We start from the raw sequence: 14866 nt of genomic DNA on the forward strand, positions 1-14866 counted from the left end.
AAACATTTGCTTAGCCGCCAGGTGACAGCTTCAGCCGTTTTCGCTTGATTTGTCAGAATGCTCTGGTTTCTTTTTCTTAGTTCCACTATAATACGAAATACAGCCATACAAGTAATTAATATATTTCACAGGAGCTATAGACCATGTCTATGAACAATTATGAGTTGTATAAGGTTTTTTATTGGTCTGCGAAGACCGGAAGCTTGACTCAGGCGGCAAAAGCGCTCTATATTACGCAGCCGAGCGTTAGTCATGCCATCAAGCAGCTTGAAGACAGCTTCGGCGTCACTTTGTTTTATCGCAATTCCAAAGGAGTCTCCCTTACCCAGGAGGGAGCGATCCTCTACTCTTACATTGAACAGTCGCAAATTTTGATTACGCTCGCTGAAGAAAAGCTTGGGGCGCTCAAAAACCTGGACAGCGGCGAGCTACGTATCGGCGGCAGCGACTCCTTGTTTAAGCACTATTTGCTTGCTTATTTAGAAACCTTCCACCGCAACTATCCCGGCATCAAGCTGCAGTTGATTCATGGCACTACACCGGAGATCATCGCTTTTTTGAAAGAAGGACGAATTGATTTAGGTGTTGTCCGCATGCCGATCGTCGACCCTCAGCTCGAAGTTCGCCAAGGCATTCAATTGCAGGACTGCTTCGTCGCAGGCGACCATTTCGCAGAGCTAAAGAACGAAGTTGTGTCGCTTGATAGATTGCTGCAGCATCCAGTCATCCTCTTCTCGCGGAACAGCCGTGCCCGGATGGCCATCACGGAATTATTCCAGGGCTACGGCTATGAGCTTAAGCCTGAAATCGAGGTCGGCAGCGTTGATCTTCTCATCGCCTTTGCAAGGAAAGGACTCGGTATCTCCTATGTAACTAGAGAGTTCGTTTCCAAGGAACTTGAAGAGGGCTCGCTCTTTGAGATTCAATTGGACGTGAAGCTGCCTCCCTCTCAGGTCGGACTCATGATTATGCGGAATATGCCCCTCTCCAGCGCGGCAAAAAAGTTCTTTGAGCTTACAAAATGAAACGGCTTCGCCGTCCTTTGGCGGCGCGGAGCGTTTCATTCCGGGAAATATAGAGAATGTAGCCTAAGGATATACTTTCCTATATTTGAAAATAGGCTGAAGCCTCATCGTATTTTCTGGTTCTCGCTGCGGTCCGTTTTCATATAATGGTTGTTGGCGAGGGAAGAAATTAGAGGTGGAGGCAGGCGATCAACATGACCGAAAATCAAAAGACGCCATTCGACTACAAATCATATTGGGAAAATAACTATGCCCAAGGCGGGACATCTGGCAGTGGCTCTTACGGAGTGTTAGCGGACTTTAAAGCGGAGATCATTAATGCCTATATGCAGGAGCATGCTATTCAGAGCGTCATTGAATTCGGCTGCGGCGATGGGAATCAGCTGTCGCTTATGCATTACAAGCACTATTTGGGGTTGGATGTCGCCAGCTCTTCCATTGAGCTGTGTGCGCAGCGATTTGACCGTGATCCTAACAAAAGCTTTTTGACCTATAACCCGAAGCATTTCATCAACCATGCTTTTCTGAGCTGCGAGCTTGTAGTGTGTCTAGACGTCCTGTATCATATTACGGACCCTGATGACTTCCGCAAAACATTGGATGACATTTTTTCCTGCAATGCTGCCCATGTCATTCTGTATACGCGGATTACAGGCGCTGACGAGCCTCAAATCGTGCCTACGATTCGCGACCAGGACATTCTAAAGCATCTGGAGGCATACGCGGCCTATCGGATCGAACGGTTCGTGGAGCAGAAGCACAAGGATTTGTCATCGGCCAGTTTTATCATTTTGCGTAAAAATTGAATACACGTGAACGAAAGCTGCATCGCATTAAAAACCACCCTCCTATGAACCGCACCTCCATTGTTAAACACAACTAACAATTAGAGGGTAAGTTCGCTACGGGGTGGTTTCTTTTTTACTTTACGATGCGTCCGGTTCAGATACCGGTAATAGGCAGTAATCGATAACGCCCTTCAGAAGGACATTACGTCCCGCAATACGTCTGGTATGGGTAGGATGATTGAGCAGGCAGATCCGCGAATGTCTCCTGCTCAGCGGTGTAAGCAAAAGGGCTGGATAGCGCTTCTAAAAGTCTCAACATGACACCTAGGTCGTTATTCATTGCGGCTTGCAATGCTTCTTCAACGCGGTGGTTGCGGGGGATGATAGCAGGATTGCTGCTGCGCATCAACTGCCGAGCTTCCTCCTGAGTCTCCTGCTGCCTGCCAAGCCTTGCTTGCCATTGGACTTGCCACTCGGCAAATTCGGCTGAGCCTAACAACCCCGTATCCTCTTTTTCACCCAATGTTAATGAACGAAAGGTATTGGTGTAATCCGCGCCTTGCTCCTTCATCAAGTGAAGAAGCGCATGAATAAGGTTTTCATCCTCTGATTCTTCGTTAAACATGCCAAGCTTAGCTCTCATGCCCGCCAGCCAATTCCGCTTATACAATGCAATAAAATCAGAGATGGCATCCTCTGCGAGCAGCACGGCTTCTTCCTCATCCTCATGCAGCAGCGGCAATAACGATTCCGCGAATCTGGCGAGATTCCAGGCGGCGATATGCGGTTGATTGCCATAGGCATAACGTCCATTCGCATCAATAGAGCTGAAAACGGTAGCAGGATCATACATGTCCATAAAAGCACATGGCCCATAATCAATCGTTTCGCCGCTTAGTGCCATGTTGTCCGTATTCATGACGCCATGAATAAAACCGACAAGCTGCCATTTGGCAATGAGCTCGGCTTGCCCCTTCACAACTTCCCGCAGCAAAGCAAGAAAACGGTTCTCACGTTCTGCAGCCTGCGGGTAATGCCTATCCATCGTGTAATCGGCAAGCTGCTGCAGCTCCTCCCTCGTACCCCAATTCGCTATATATTGAAAGGTGCCGACACGGATATGACTGGCTGCGACTCGTGTTAGGATTGCCCCAGTCTGCTGCGTTTCGCGGAAAATGATCTCCCCTGTGGCAACGACTGCCAAACTTCGCGTTGTCGGAATGCCCAGCGCTTCCATCGCCTCGCTCATGATATACTCGCGGAGCATTGGGCCAAGAGCCGCCCTGCCGTCGCCGCCTCTGGAATACGGCGTCCTGCCCGATCCCTTGAGCTGAATATCAACACGCTCGCCTTGCGGCGTTATCTGCTCGCCAAGCAATAATGCGCGACCATCTCCCAGTCTGTTGAAATGACCGAATTGATGTCCTGCATAAGCTTGGGCAAGCGGGGCAGCACCTTCCGGGATCAGGTTCCCGGCGAGCACAGCCGTGCCATCCACGCTTCTCAGCGCTTCAGTATTCAGCCCCAGTTCAGCGGCTAGCCGCTCATTAAGAATCAAAATAGTAGGAGCGCTTACAGGCGGCGGGTTCAGACGGGTAAACAGTGCTTCCGGAAGAAGAGCATAGCTGTTATCGAAATTCCATCCGGCATCTATGTTTGTTCGATGATTGGTCATGTTATCTCCTATCTCTTATAAAAGAATGAATATCACTGACGTTTATTATACCCTTACCGCTTAGGATTTGCTTGTTTAATGAGCGCTATTCCTTTAATGAGCTGCACGCGCTTGATACATTGCTTTCGTTTTTTGCGCGGATTGCTTTCTCCCGAGCAAATCTGCCTCCAGCTCGCAAACGAACTTTTCCTTGAAAATCTTGCGCATCTCCTCTGCCTAATGAAACCGGTCGAAGGCGGCCTCGAGCAGCTTCTGCTTGCTGCCGAAATGACGGAACAGCGTTTTTTCGCTTAAACCGGCGGCAGTCGTAATTTCCTGCGTCGTTACGCCATTATCCTCTCACGGTGATCAAATGAATAGCAGCTAATCACAATTTATCACTGCTGCTCGCTTTTCGTTTATTTCATTGCTTTCTAAATCTCATTGTTTGATTTATAATATGAAAAACAGATACATATTTTAGAAAAACACATCATTATTATTACAGGAGTAATTAAATATATGAAAAATTATATCGCAAATCATGCAGAAAGCATCATTAACAACAGATACTTAGGCAAAAGCTTATTTTTAACTTTTTTTCTTGCTGTAATCGTTATAGATGTATATATCGATAATTTCACATTGTTTCAATTTGGCTATTTGCTGCTTTGCTTGCTCATTGGCCTAGCTTTTTGGAAAGAAACATGGGCACGAAGCTTTTGCGTAGTCCTAATTGTAGTCGCTAAGGTTTTCTTGGAGCAATCCGAAGTATTTAAAGTCCATGATAACGTCCTCTTGCGTATTCTCACATTAAGCATCACCTATTTCCTTACCTCGACGTCCATTTCATTCATGATTCTGTTTTACATGAAGCAGAAACAGAACACGCTGCAGCTTACCTTCACATTGGCGAAAGCACTGGACTCAAGAGATCACTATACCGCAGATCACTCCGACAATGTCGCCTATTACTCCAAGCGGATTGCTGAAGAAATGAACTTGTCGAAGCAGGCTTGCGAACGCATATTTATTGGAGGCATTCTTCATGATATCGGAAAAATCGGAGTGCCTGAACATATTTTAATGAAACCTTCGCGGTTGACGGCAGAGGAGTTTACGATCATTAAGGCACACCCCTTAACCGGCTATGACATGCTCAGGCATATCTCGCACTTAAAACGCTCGGGCATACTCGATATGATTTTGCATCATCATGAAAGATTTGACGGCTTCGGTTATCCAAGCGGCTTTGCAGAGAACCGAATTCCACTCGCTGCCAGAATCATGGCCGTTGCCGACACCTTTGATGCGATGACCTCCAAAAGAGTATATCGTGGCGAACTGGATATTGGGTACGCCATAGAAGAAATTCAGAAAAATGCGGGAACGCAATTTGACCCCCATGTTGTACATGCGTTCATAAACATTTGGAATCGCGAAGGCACGAAGCTTTTGCCCAAATACGCCCAGTCATCTTGACTAAGGAATCCGTCCATGTTATTTTTTAATGAATCGATACTACTGTAAGGAGGGATAAAGCGATGATTGAGCTAGAGGTTGTAGATGTTCATGTGAACCTGTCTTCTAACATGCACGTTGACATGGTTCACCAAATTACAAGGCAGCTTCCGGAGCTTTATCCTTCCATGCATAAATGTACTTGGCGATAGTTTCAATATTTGCCTCGTCTTTTTGTCATATCGTTGGGTAAGGTCTAACGCAAAAACACCGGTTGCCTGGTGTTTTTTTGCGTTTTTTCTTTTCTTCCGGACAATATAATGAAAATAGCATGATATTTAACATTATGGAGGACAAAAAGATGTCATTAATACAAGTTACAAACCTTACGTTTGCCTATGACGGCAGCTACGATAACATATTTGAAAACGTGAATTTCCAGATCGATACCGATTGGAAATTAGGCTTTACGGGAAGAAATGGACGTGGAAAGACGACCTTTCTAGGCTTGCTCCTCGGCAAATATGAATACAGCGGCCATATTTCTGCAAGTGTCCAATTTGAATATTTCCCTTTCCATGTTGAAAACAAAGAGAAAATTACGCTTGATGTCATCCACGACATTTATCCGGATTATATTCATTGGGAATTGATGCGTGAGCTTTCCTTGCTGCAAGTCACAGAGGACGTGTTAGATCGGCCTTTTGAATCCTTGTCTAACGGAGAGCAGACAAAAGTGCTGCTGGCGGCATTATTTCTGAAGGAGAACCGTTTTTTGTTGATTGACGAACCTACCAACCATCTGGATATGGCCGGGAGGAAGCTTGTCAGCCAGTATCTGAATCATAAAAGCGGTTATATTCTCGTTTCCCATGACCGATCCTTTCTCGATAACTGCGTCGATCACATCCTTTCCATCAATAAAACGAACATTGAGATCCAAAAAGGAAATTTCTCGGCATGGTGGGAAAATAAAAGGCGGCAAGACAACTTCGAGCTGGCGGAAAATGAAAAGCTGAAAAAAGACATTAAGCGCTTATCCGATTCTGCCAAGCGGACTGGCAATTGGTCGCATGAAGTGGAAAAGACAAAAAACGGAACTAGAAACTCCGGTTCCAAGGTAGACAAAGGATATATTGGCCATAAAGCCGCCAAAATGATGAAACGCTCCAAAGCCATTGAGCAAAGGCAGCAATACGCAGTGGAAGAGAAGTCTAAGCTTCTTAAAAATATCGAAAGTGCAGACAGCTTGAAAATATCGCAGATGGCTTTTCATAAAAAGCAGCTTGCTGAGCTTGATCATGTTTCCATTTATTACGATGAGAAGATGGTTTGTTCAGAACTCAGTTTTACGATTGAGCAAGGTGAGCGCATCGCCCTTTCGGGACGAAACGGTTCTGGAAAATCAAGCGTCATCAAGTTGATTTGTGGCGAGAAGATGCGTTACACAGGCAGCTTCAGCAAAGACAGCCAGCTTAAAATTTCCTATGTTTCCCAAGACACGTCGTTTCTCCATGGAAATTTGACTGATTTTGCAAGAGAACATGACATCGATGAAAGTCTCTTCAAATCCATTTTAAGAAAACTGGACTTTTCCCGATTGCAAATGGAGAAAGAAATTTCAACCTATAGCGGAGGACAAAAGAAGAAAGTGCTCATTGCAAAAAGCTTAAGCGAAAACGTTCATCTGCATGTTTGGGATGAGCCGTTAAACTTCATCGATGTAATCTCTCGCATGCAAATTGAAGAATTGCTGCTCGAATACACGCCGACCATTCTCTTTGTCGAGCATGATAAGCAGTTCTGTGACCAAATCGCTACAAAAGTCATTGCGCTCTAAAATGATTTGGTTACGCATCAGCAAATGGATTGACGACGAACCTTACAAAAACCGAAGCGGGCATGCGATGCCCGCTTCGGTTTTTCGCTTTTCTATTAAGAAATGACTAGCCCGCCATCAACCTGTATGACCTGACCCGTAATCCAATCCGATTCCGAATCCGCCACATGAATGATCCATTTTGCCACATCATCCGGCACGCCTCTTCTGCCCAGCGGGATTGCTTGACGCTCCTGCTCCTTAACGGCATGGATCTGTTCATCAGAAAGGCCCATCCGGTCGCGAAGAAAAGCCGTTTCTACCGGACCGCTTGCGATTGCGTTAACGCGGATGCCCTTCGGTGCGAGCTCCAGCGCCCAACAGCGTGTCAAATGCTCTACGGCAGCCTTGCTTGCCGCATAGAGCGAGATTCCAGCAGCTGCTTTACTGCCATATGTGCTGGAAATGTTAATAATGGTCCCTTTCGTTTTTTCAAGATATGGAATAGCTGCAGCGGCAAGCAAAGTAGGTGCCGCAACGTTAACAGCAAAAATATCATGGATCGATTTCGCATTCACTTCGGCAAGAGGCTGCATGACGCCACTTCCAGCATTGTTCACAATGATATCAATGCGACCCCAATGCGCAATCGCAGCGTCAACCGTTCTTGCTGCCGACTCAGGATCGCTAGCATCTGCGACAAAAGCCTTTATATTCGGATTGCTAGCTGCAATTTCCTCCAAAGGACCTTTTTGACGTCCCGTTATGAGCACTTTTATCCCCTTAGCGGCCATCAGCCTTGCTGCAGCAAGTCCGATTCCAGCACCGCCGCCTGTAATAATCGCTACTTTATCTATAGTCATGTTTTTTCTCCTTTTCAAATCATGGTATGGTTTTGTAATTTCTGCGAAAATACAGAAGTGCTTGATTATAGTTATTCAGTTAATAGTTAAATGGTTAATCATCATACGAACCTGTCCCTCGCAAAGGACAGACATTCAAACTCTTAATACAACTTGTTCAACAAAACCTTAAGCTGTTCCTGTTCATTCTGCGATAATTTATTACCCACATGTTGAACAATCGTCTGCTCGTAGACAGGCCAAACATTGGATATAAGCTCGTCGCCTTCAGGCGTTAACCTGACCAGTATTCTTCTCCGATTCGTTGGGTCGAAATTTCTGCGAATACGCCCTGCTTGCTCCAAAGTGTTCAATAAATTGCTTATATTCGCTCTCGTAACCGCAAGGTCATCACTAAGCTCGGACGGTACCATCGCTTTTCCGCTAGACTTAAGAGCAACAAGCACACACCATCGTCCAAGCGTCAAATCGAACTTTCCTAGCTGTTCCTCCAGCTGCTGAACCAAATGGTGATTGGTTTTATACAACGTTAGAAAAACATGGACCGGCAATATCGGTTGTTCAAACGGGCTCCATTTCTCGATGCAACATGACCTCCTCCATACGGTTAATCTGTTAACTGTTTGCCACTTAACTATATTCACAGCCGATTGCTTTGTCAAGCATAACCTGTTAAGGTACAAGCCCTGTTTCAAAAAAATTAGACAAGGCTTGCGGAGATAAACTCAAATTACGCACTAGGTAAAAACCGCTTTTCGTAATGGAAATCATGCAAAGCTTATCCCTGTCAGCTCCTCGCTCAGCGCCCAAAGTCGTTCGGCAGCCCGTTTATCTGCTGCCCATGGCGATACGCCAGCCACGCCATACTCCCCTATTTGATCCTCGGACAAAAGCGGGGCAATATCAACGTTTTGGCAATATACGCCTCCCATTCCGGCAAGCTGGCTGCTGACTGCGCACCAGATTATCGTGGCTGCTCCCTCCGGCACCGTTTTTCGCTCTTCCGTCGTTTCTGAGAACGCTCGTTGCCCCCGTTCATCCAATGCTCCCATGCTTTTCATTTCCTCGTCGGACAGATGACGGGAGAGATCGGTAACAATCGTGCCGGGATGGACAGAGAAGGCTCTAACCGCATGCGCTCTGCCTATGCTGTCCAGCTCAAGCGCAAACAGGGCATTCGCGGTTTTGGATTGGCCGTAAGCCTCCCATTTGCTGTATGGACGATGCAGATAATTCGGGTCCTCGAACCGGAAGTCGCTTAAGCGATGTCCGCCTGACGAAACGGAAATGACCCGTGCTCCGTTTGCCCGCTTCAAAGCTGGCCATAAACGCGCAGCAAGCTGAAAATGTCCTAAATGATTAGTCGCGAATTGGAGCTCATTCCCTCTGCTGTCGCGCTGCTCCGATATGGCCATTATGCCGGCGCAATTCACGAGAATATGCAAGGGACGTTTTGTTTGTTCGAAACGAAGAGCGAACTGGTCGATCGAATCGGGATCAGAAAGATCAAGCTCTTCCAGCTCCGCGGTAGGAATGGCTGCTAAGGCTCTTTCGGATTTTCCCCGTGACCGAGCAGGTACAATAACGTGTGCGCCTGCTGCTGCAAGCACGCGTGACACTTCTAAGCCAATGCCCGAATAACCTCCAGTGACGATTGCGATTTTCCCTTTCAAATCGATATCCTTCACAAGCTCTTCAGCGGTTGTCCGAGGTCCAAATCCCGTATGAAGCGGTACTTGAGGCGTACGTTCCCTATTGGCGCTTATATTCATTCATAGCTCTCCTTCGTTTTACCGTCTTTGATTTCCTGGAAATGGGCAAGCTTAAACTGGATTAACTGATGCGTAGACTCTAATTCCCTCATTTGGCGTTCTATGACTTGGCGATGCTCATCCAGCAAAACGAAACATTGCTCCTCCTCTTGTAACTCATAATAGTTAACGTACTGCTGTATTTTTTTGAGCGGCATATGGGTCCGCTTCAGATAAGTTAGAAAACGAATGCGGCCAATGTCCTCGCTCGTATACATTCGCTGCATGCCTGCACCTCTCTCCGGCGAGGTGAGCAGTCCTATTTTCTCGTAATAGCGCAGCGTATCAGCAGAAAGCTTAGTCATTTCCGATACTTCCGAAATCGTAAAGCTTTGATTATCGATCTCTTTGTGCATGGATTCCTCCCTCCTACTCCACAAGCTCCCCCAACGGATACAACATTAAAGGCTGGAGTATGCTCTAAGTCAAGTCATCTAATTTCATTTTTCACAATCATCCACTAAAGTTAATCTTCCCGAATTCAACATTCAATCTATCCTACATTCTTTTTTCTGGTTTTTACCCCTTTATCTCTATCGTCATTCCGTTGCCATAACGGATGCTTGTCGGTATTCGTCATACTCCCATTCGTATTTTGTCACAAAAAATAATACAGCGTCGTTTTATGTTCGAATGACCAAATGAATCGAAGGCAACCATATCGATATGGCTGCATCATACTAGGAGGATTAACATGAAAATAGTCGTTATTGGCGGTACTGGACTTATTGGATCAAAACTTGTGAGCAAGCTTCGTCAGTTAGGCCATGAGGCAATCGCTGCATCGCCATCCGCCGGTGTCAACGCCGTTACTGGAGAAGGTCTGGCTGCTGCGCTAAAAGGCGCTGAAGTAGTTGTAGACGTAGCTAACTCTCCTTCGTTTGAAGACAACGCCGTTCTGGCATTTTTTGAAAAATCGACTCAAAACCTTCTTGCGGCCGAAGCAGAGGCTGGCGTGAAGCATCACGTCGCACTATCCGTCGTGGGCACGGAGCGACTGCTTGAAAGTGGATACTTCCGTGCGAAAATGGCCCAAGAAGAGCTGATTAAGTCTTCAGCGGTTCCTTATACAATTGTTCGTGCGACACAGTTCTTCGAGTTTATTAATAGCATCGCTTATGTATCTACGGAAGGGCAAAGCGTTAGATTGCCATCTGCTTCCGTACAGCCCATCGTTTCAGGTGACGTTGCGGAAGCCTTAGTCGAATTCACGCTCGCTGCACCTAAGAATGGCACCGTCGAAGTGGCTGGACCAGATCGGATGGGGCTTGACGAGCTTGTTCGCCGATTCCTGCATGTTCAGCAAGACAAACGGGAAGTTATCACTGACGACAATGCCCGTTACTTTGGCGCACAATTGAACGATCAATCTCTCGTCCCCGGCGAAAACCCTCATATCACGCCGACGCGGTTTGAGGACTGGCTTAGCAGCTCCAAAGCCTAAGTTCTTCTCTTCAACGTTTTAGGCTTGATAAAAAAAGAACCTTCAGCTCCACTTGATGCGGGGCCGAAGGTTCTTATTTGTGTCATTCCATTAAAATCCTTTTCCGCCGAGCGGACGAACTTTTACTGCGCTGGCACCAGCGATTAAATGCCTGCAGCTGCCAATAAGCTCTCGTACTTTTTCGTTTTTCAATGAAGCGGCATGCGCCTCCTCGTTCTCCCACAGCTCTGTAATCCATAATTCATCCGGATTATCTTCAGCTGCATGCAGGATATAATAGATGCAGCCTTCCATGTCGTTCAATGTCTCGCTGGAACTCAGCATTTTATCGGCAAGCTCTTCCCTTTTGCCGGGCTCGGCTGTCAGTTTTCCGAACATTGCATATTTACTCATCATCAATCTCCCTTTCCACTTTTCTTTTCCGTTAACATAGCTTCGTAATGCGCAAGCATTCGTACGCTGGCATTTTTCATTTGCAGCACGAGCAGTTCGGACTCAATCTGCAAGGATGTACTGTATGGCATCAGAAAATAAGGTACATAAGTTTGCAGGGTTGAGCGCTCCAATCGGAATACCGCTTCTTCTGGCTTGCGCTCCACGAGCGCATGTCCAAATAGCCAATGTCGGCAAAGCTCGTTGAGCACCTGCTCCTTCGCCTTAATCCCTACGGTCTCGAACTCAGAGGAACCGGCTGAATCCGGAAGCAGGCTGCTGAGCAAGTGGTCTTTTGCCGAGAATGCCAGCGGACGCACAAAGATTCCATCCGTCTCCGTAAGACTTCGAATGCGATCTACCCTAAAGTTTCTAGTTTCTTGACGGTATCCGCAATAGCCAACGGTATACCAGCTGCCTTTCCAGTAGACGATTCCGTAGGGATCAAAAAGCCTGGAAGGTGTCTGCTCCCCCTTGCCTCGCTCATATACCATTTCAAGCGTTCGACCTTGTCCTGCAGCCTCCTCCAACGTTTGCAAATACGCTTGGTAAACGCCGTCTATAGGAGGGTATATGACCGATAAACCGCTGCTGTGGCGTTCGAGATGATCCAGCTGCTTCTCATTGGCATAATGCTTCAGCTTGTCCATCGCTCTTGCTAATGCATCAGAATACGGGTACCCCGCCTCCTTTGCGAATATCGAGGCATGAATCAGTCCTTTCTGCTCTTCGGCATCGAAGACGAGCGGAGAATCGGCAAAATGACTTAAAATGCTGTAACCGCCATTTGGACCCGAATCCGCTATAATCGGGACTCCGCTGGCGCATAACGAATCAATGCAACGATATACCGTTCGTACATGTATCTCCAATTCCTCTGCCAATTGCTTGGCAGTCACACGCTTGCCAGAGCGAAGCATCCACAGGATTGATAACATATTGTCCGCTTTCGTCATCATCCTTACCTTCTTTCCCTTAAATGCCCGAAACAAGCGTCTTAGCTAGGCCATTATTTCAAAGGCTCCATCCCTTTATCCGTCCAAGTCTCGTAAGTCGGACCGTACAGCTCAGGCGGAACCAATCCCGCCTGCCTCATGAGCACCGTCATTTGTCCTCGATGATGAGCCTGGTGCAGAATGGAATACTTTATGGATTCGCCATTCCGCCACTCCTCTCCTGCAATCACTTGTTTCTCGTGAAGATGGCTTTCCGTCCATTGCGTCTGTATCGCTAGAACCATCGCATTACTGATACGCTGGTATTCCCACGCAATTCCATCCGCCGAACCCGTTGCATCCGCCCCTTCGTCCACTCCCTTGAAATCAAGACCCAACGCTCGCATATATTGAACCGAGGTAACGAGATGCCACGCCAGCTCTCCGAGCGTACGGCGATTATCGATAATTCGCTGCAGCAATGAGTCATCGGTTAATGCCTGCAAGACCCGACTCGTTAATTCAGCTTCTTTTTCCCAATCTTTCACAATTGACTCTATCGTCATTTCCATATCCATTCCTCCCAGATCTTTTTCATCCGCATGTTGAGTATACGCCTCTATCCCTGACAGAAACGGTCAGTCATTTCCATTATTTTTTCTAAAATAAAGACATTGCGGTTCAGTCGGGACTAGGATTAAACAAAATAAAAAGATCAGTCTGACAATCAGCTGATCTTCTTAATGTAGGCATATATTAGATAATCATCTGAATACCCTTCTCATCAAGTGTTTCAATCAAGGCCCGTGCCATAATATCGTAGCCCAGCAAATGAGGATGAAGTCCATCATCGGCAAGCTCTCCGCGCAGCTGCAAGCCATCTTCAGTCGTCATAAGGGAATGATAATCGACGTATATGGCCTTTTCCCTATCCGCGAGCTCTTGCAATTGCTGATTCACATTGACGATGCTTGCGTTGCGAATATCATTATTTCCGGATTGCGGCATGTAGGTTGGAAGGATGGAGCAAATAATGGGAATGATTCCATTTTCCTTTGCGCTCTTTACCATGCCCGTAATATCGTCGACAAGCCCCGCTAAAATCTGGTCCGCGGGTTTCCGATCCTGTGCTGTCCATCCGTCCAATGCCCAGAAATTGTTCACGCCGATTTTGATCACGACATGTTTGGGTTTCAATTGTATAACATCGGCCTCGAACCTTCTTAATAGATGGCTGCTGATGTCACCGCCTATTCCGCGATTCACAATAAATAGCCCGCTTCGGCCAAAATAAGCATTCAGCTCCCACATATGCGTAATCGAATCGCCGATAAATACAAAATCCACGGGTACCTTGTGAGCAATCAGTATTTCGTTCCCGATATCGAATTCTCCCCGGCGGCTATCCGCGGCAGCTGAAGTCGCGAAGTAGCCGGGTTTTACGATTTCTAATCGATTTGTTGTCATTTTCACTATCCCTCTTCTTTTTTGGCATATGCCGAATTTTTAAGCTTGAGCAAAGCTTCCGCAAAATAATAATCGCCGTAAATGAGCGGTGCATCTACATAAATGCCTTTATCGAAATAACCCGTTGCATGAAGCAGCAGCCCCTCCTCATCCGAATCCCATGCGCCGTAATTCTCATGCAAGGAGCGAAGAATCTCAGCGGCTCGCTGCTTATACATCTCCCCCTCGACACCCGGCAATCCATCAGCTAATTCGATTAGACCAGAAGCGGCAATTGCGGCTGCCGAAGAATCTCTGGGGACATCGTCGCCGAACTCCGGCAGCCTGAAATCCCAGTACGGCACTTTGTCTTCAGGCAAATGGCCAAGAAAAAATGCCGCGACACGCTTGGCAGCGATCGCATATTTGTCCTTGCCCGTGTAAAAATAACAGCGTGCAAATCCATACAATGCCCAGGCCGCTCCTCTTGCCCAGGCCGAATCGGCAGCATATCCTTGTCCGGCCAATGCCTCGATCCGCTCGCCTGTTTCCGGGTTGAAGCTTACAATATGGTGAACGGAGCCATCAAAAAGAAGAAACTCCCGAAGCACGGTATCTGCATGAATGTCAGCCATATGTCGGTATCGCGGATCATTGATTTCCCGAGAGGCCCAGTAGAGAAGCGGCAGATTCATGAGGCAATCAATAATAGCCCATCCGCTGTGATCCTCTCCTCCCCAGTTAGGCCATGCGCGGATGAACCCGCCTGCAGCATTGAATCTCCCGGCGAGCAAGCTGGCTGCCATTAATGCATGCCGCTTCGCTTCTTCATCTTCCAAGAGCAGAAATTGATTTATGCTGCTTAAACCGAACATGAAACCGACATCGTGATGCAGCTGGTCGAATTCCCAGAGCGTTTGACTGATTTGTCGTTCGCATTCAATGGCAATATGCTTGAAGCGATCATCTTTGGTTTCCCGATAAACGAGCCATAACAGCCCCGGCCAAAATCCTGCGACCCAATCATGCGGGGAGCTTCGGTCATAATGACCATTTGCGGACCCGTTAGGAAACGCAGCTCCAATGGAATGACTTGTCCGACTTATCTTTGAGATCACATGCTGCCAAGCCTCTTCTACCCAATCTAATCCGGTATTCATTTGGAACCTCCTATTTACGTATCGCTCC

Annotated in this window: 15 protein-coding genes and 1 pseudogene; 5 read left to right on the forward strand and 11 right to left on the reverse strand. The window is 47.0% G+C overall.

The window, feature by feature from the left end; all coding sequences use genetic code 11:
• Positions 1-143 precede the first annotated feature (143 nt).
• Together AC0YN3_RS05900 and AC0YN3_RS05905 are read left to right on the forward strand one after the other, a co-directional pair.
• Positions 144-1025 carry a LysR family transcriptional regulator gene (locus tag AC0YN3_RS05900; protein ID WP_475774134.1) on the forward strand — a complete coding sequence of 294 codons (882 nt, stop codon included), beginning with the start codon at positions 144-146 and terminating at the stop codon, positions 1023-1025.
• Positions 1026-1219: 194 nt separating this feature from the next.
• On the forward strand, positions 1220-1831 hold the full coding sequence (locus AC0YN3_RS05905) for a class I SAM-dependent methyltransferase (protein ID WP_475774135.1): 612 nt from the start codon (positions 1220-1222) through the stop codon (positions 1829-1831).
• Positions 1832-2015: 184 nt separating this feature from the next.
• Here the strand turns inward: AC0YN3_RS05905 and AC0YN3_RS05910 are convergent, their stop codons facing one another.
• Positions 2016-3488, reverse strand: a complete 1473-nt coding sequence (locus tag AC0YN3_RS05910) for a protein adenylyltransferase SelO (protein ID WP_475774136.1) — start codon at positions 3486-3488, stop codon at positions 2016-2018.
• Between the two features lie 153 nt (positions 3489-3641).
• Positions 3642-3846 (reverse strand): annotated as a pseudogene (locus AC0YN3_RS05915) (helix-turn-helix domain-containing protein); the annotation flags it as partial.
• A gap of 143 nt (positions 3847-3989) precedes the next feature.
• Between AC0YN3_RS05915 and AC0YN3_RS05920 the strand changes: the two are divergent.
• Positions 3990-4949: an HD-GYP domain-containing protein gene (locus AC0YN3_RS05920; RefSeq protein WP_475774137.1), complete on the forward strand. Its 960-nt coding sequence runs from the start codon at positions 3990-3992 to the stop codon at positions 4947-4949.
• Positions 4950-5289: 340 nt separating this feature from the next.
• Entirely contained in the window at positions 5290-6768 is a 1479-nt protein-coding gene (locus AC0YN3_RS05925; protein WP_475774138.1) for an Lsa family ABC-F type ribosomal protection protein, read from the forward strand.
• A 95-nt stretch (positions 6769-6863) separates the two neighbouring features.
• Here the strand turns inward: AC0YN3_RS05925 and AC0YN3_RS05930 are convergent, their stop codons facing one another.
• The 4 genes from AC0YN3_RS05930 to AC0YN3_RS05945 form a co-directional block, all read right to left on the reverse strand.
• Positions 6864-7610 (reverse strand): SDR family NAD(P)-dependent oxidoreductase, encoded by a 747-nt coding sequence (locus tag AC0YN3_RS05930; RefSeq protein ID WP_475774139.1) that lies wholly within the window; start codon positions 7608-7610, stop codon positions 6864-6866.
• 143 nt (positions 7611-7753) lie between these two features.
• Positions 7754-8137: a MarR family winged helix-turn-helix transcriptional regulator gene (locus AC0YN3_RS05935; protein WP_475774140.1), complete on the reverse strand. Its 384-nt coding sequence runs from the start codon at positions 8135-8137 to the stop codon at positions 7754-7756.
• A 240-nt stretch (positions 8138-8377) separates the two neighbouring features.
• Positions 8378-9382, reverse strand: a complete 1005-nt coding sequence (locus AC0YN3_RS05940; RefSeq protein ID WP_475774141.1) for an oxidoreductase — start codon at positions 9380-9382, stop codon at positions 8378-8380.
• Positions 9379-9777 carry a MerR family transcriptional regulator gene (locus AC0YN3_RS05945; RefSeq protein WP_475774142.1) on the reverse strand — a complete coding sequence of 133 codons (399 nt, stop codon included), beginning with the start codon at positions 9775-9777 and terminating at the stop codon, positions 9379-9381. The genes AC0YN3_RS05940 and AC0YN3_RS05945 overlap by 4 nt, the downstream gene beginning before the upstream one ends.
• Positions 9778-10115: 338 nt before the next feature.
• Between AC0YN3_RS05945 and AC0YN3_RS05950 the strand changes: the two genes are divergently transcribed.
• On the forward strand, positions 10116-10865 hold the full coding sequence (locus tag AC0YN3_RS05950) for an SDR family oxidoreductase (RefSeq protein ID WP_475774143.1): 750 nt from the start codon (positions 10116-10118) through the stop codon (positions 10863-10865).
• A 90-nt stretch (positions 10866-10955) separates the two neighbouring features.
• On the opposite strand, the gene AC0YN3_RS05955 is transcribed toward AC0YN3_RS05950, so the two are convergent.
• The 5 genes from AC0YN3_RS05955 to AC0YN3_RS05975 form a co-directional block, all read right to left on the reverse strand.
• Entirely contained in the window at positions 10956-11243 is a 288-nt protein-coding gene (locus tag AC0YN3_RS05955; RefSeq protein ID WP_475774144.1) for a putative quinol monooxygenase, read from the reverse strand.
• 17 nt (positions 11244-11260) lie between these two features.
• A complete protein-coding gene (locus AC0YN3_RS05960; RefSeq protein ID WP_475774306.1) occupies positions 11261-12253 on the reverse strand; it encodes a helix-turn-helix transcriptional regulator in 993 nt (330 codons plus the stop codon).
• Between the two features lie 53 nt (positions 12254-12306).
• Positions 12307-12804: a DinB family protein gene (locus AC0YN3_RS05965; RefSeq protein WP_475774145.1), complete on the reverse strand. Its 498-nt coding sequence runs from the start codon at positions 12802-12804 to the stop codon at positions 12307-12309.
• Positions 12805-12988: 184 nt separating this feature from the next.
• Positions 12989-13699 (reverse strand): GDSL-type esterase/lipase family protein, encoded by a 711-nt coding sequence (locus AC0YN3_RS05970; protein WP_475774146.1) that lies wholly within the window; start codon positions 13697-13699, stop codon positions 12989-12991.
• 5 nt (positions 13700-13704) lie between these two features.
• Positions 13705-14838, reverse strand: coding sequence for a glycoside hydrolase family 88 protein (locus AC0YN3_RS05975; protein WP_475774147.1), 1134 nt, complete (start codon positions 14836-14838; stop codon positions 13705-13707).
• Positions 14839-14866: the final 28 nt, after the last annotated feature.

It is taken from the genome of Paenibacillus sp. J22R232 (assembly GCF_056269165.1).

What these genes read in the sequence shown, in the direction of transcription:
- AC0YN3_RS05900 (WP_475774134.1), top strand. Translation starts at nt 144, where the DNA reads ATGTCTATGAACAATTATGAGTTGTATAAGGTTTTTTATTGGTCTGCG.
- AC0YN3_RS05905 (WP_475774135.1), top strand. Translation starts at nt 1,220, where the DNA reads ATGACCGAAAATCAAAAGACGCCATTCGACTACAAATCATATTGGGAA.
- AC0YN3_RS05910 (WP_475774136.1), bottom strand. Translation starts at nt 3,488, where the DNA reads ATGACCAATCATCGAACAAACATAGATGCCGGATGGAATTTCGATAAC.
- AC0YN3_RS05920 (WP_475774137.1), top strand. Translation starts at nt 3,990, where the DNA reads ATGAAAAATTATATCGCAAATCATGCAGAAAGCATCATTAACAACAGA.
- AC0YN3_RS05925 (WP_475774138.1), top strand. Translation starts at nt 5,290, where the DNA reads ATGTCATTAATACAAGTTACAAACCTTACGTTTGCCTATGACGGCAGC.
- AC0YN3_RS05930 (WP_475774139.1), bottom strand. Translation starts at nt 7,610, where the DNA reads ATGACTATAGATAAAGTAGCGATTATTACAGGCGGCGGTGCTGGAATC.
- AC0YN3_RS05940 (WP_475774141.1), bottom strand. Translation starts at nt 9,382, where the DNA reads ATGAATATAAGCGCCAATAGGGAACGTACGCCTCAAGTACCGCTTCAT.
- AC0YN3_RS05945 (WP_475774142.1), bottom strand. Translation starts at nt 9,777, where the DNA reads ATGCACAAAGAGATCGATAATCAAAGCTTTACGATTTCGGAAGTATCG.
- AC0YN3_RS05950 (WP_475774143.1), top strand. Translation starts at nt 10,116, where the DNA reads ATGAAAATAGTCGTTATTGGCGGTACTGGACTTATTGGATCAAAACTT.
- AC0YN3_RS05955 (WP_475774144.1), bottom strand. Translation starts at nt 11,243, where the DNA reads ATGTTCGGAAAACTGACAGCCGAGCCCGGCAAAAGGGAAGAGCTTGCC.
- AC0YN3_RS05960 (WP_475774306.1), bottom strand. Translation starts at nt 12,253, where the DNA reads ATGACGAAAGCGGACAATATGTTATCAATCCTGTGGATGCTTCGCTCT.
- AC0YN3_RS05965 (WP_475774145.1), bottom strand. Translation starts at nt 12,804, where the DNA reads ATGGAAATGACGATAGAGTCAATTGTGAAAGATTGGGAAAAAGAAGCT.
- AC0YN3_RS05970 (WP_475774146.1), bottom strand. Translation starts at nt 13,699, where the DNA reads ATGACAACAAATCGATTAGAAATCGTAAAACCCGGCTACTTCGCGACT.
- AC0YN3_RS05975 (WP_475774147.1), bottom strand. Translation starts at nt 14,838, where the DNA reads ATGAATACCGGATTAGATTGGGTAGAAGAGGCTTGGCAGCATGTGATC.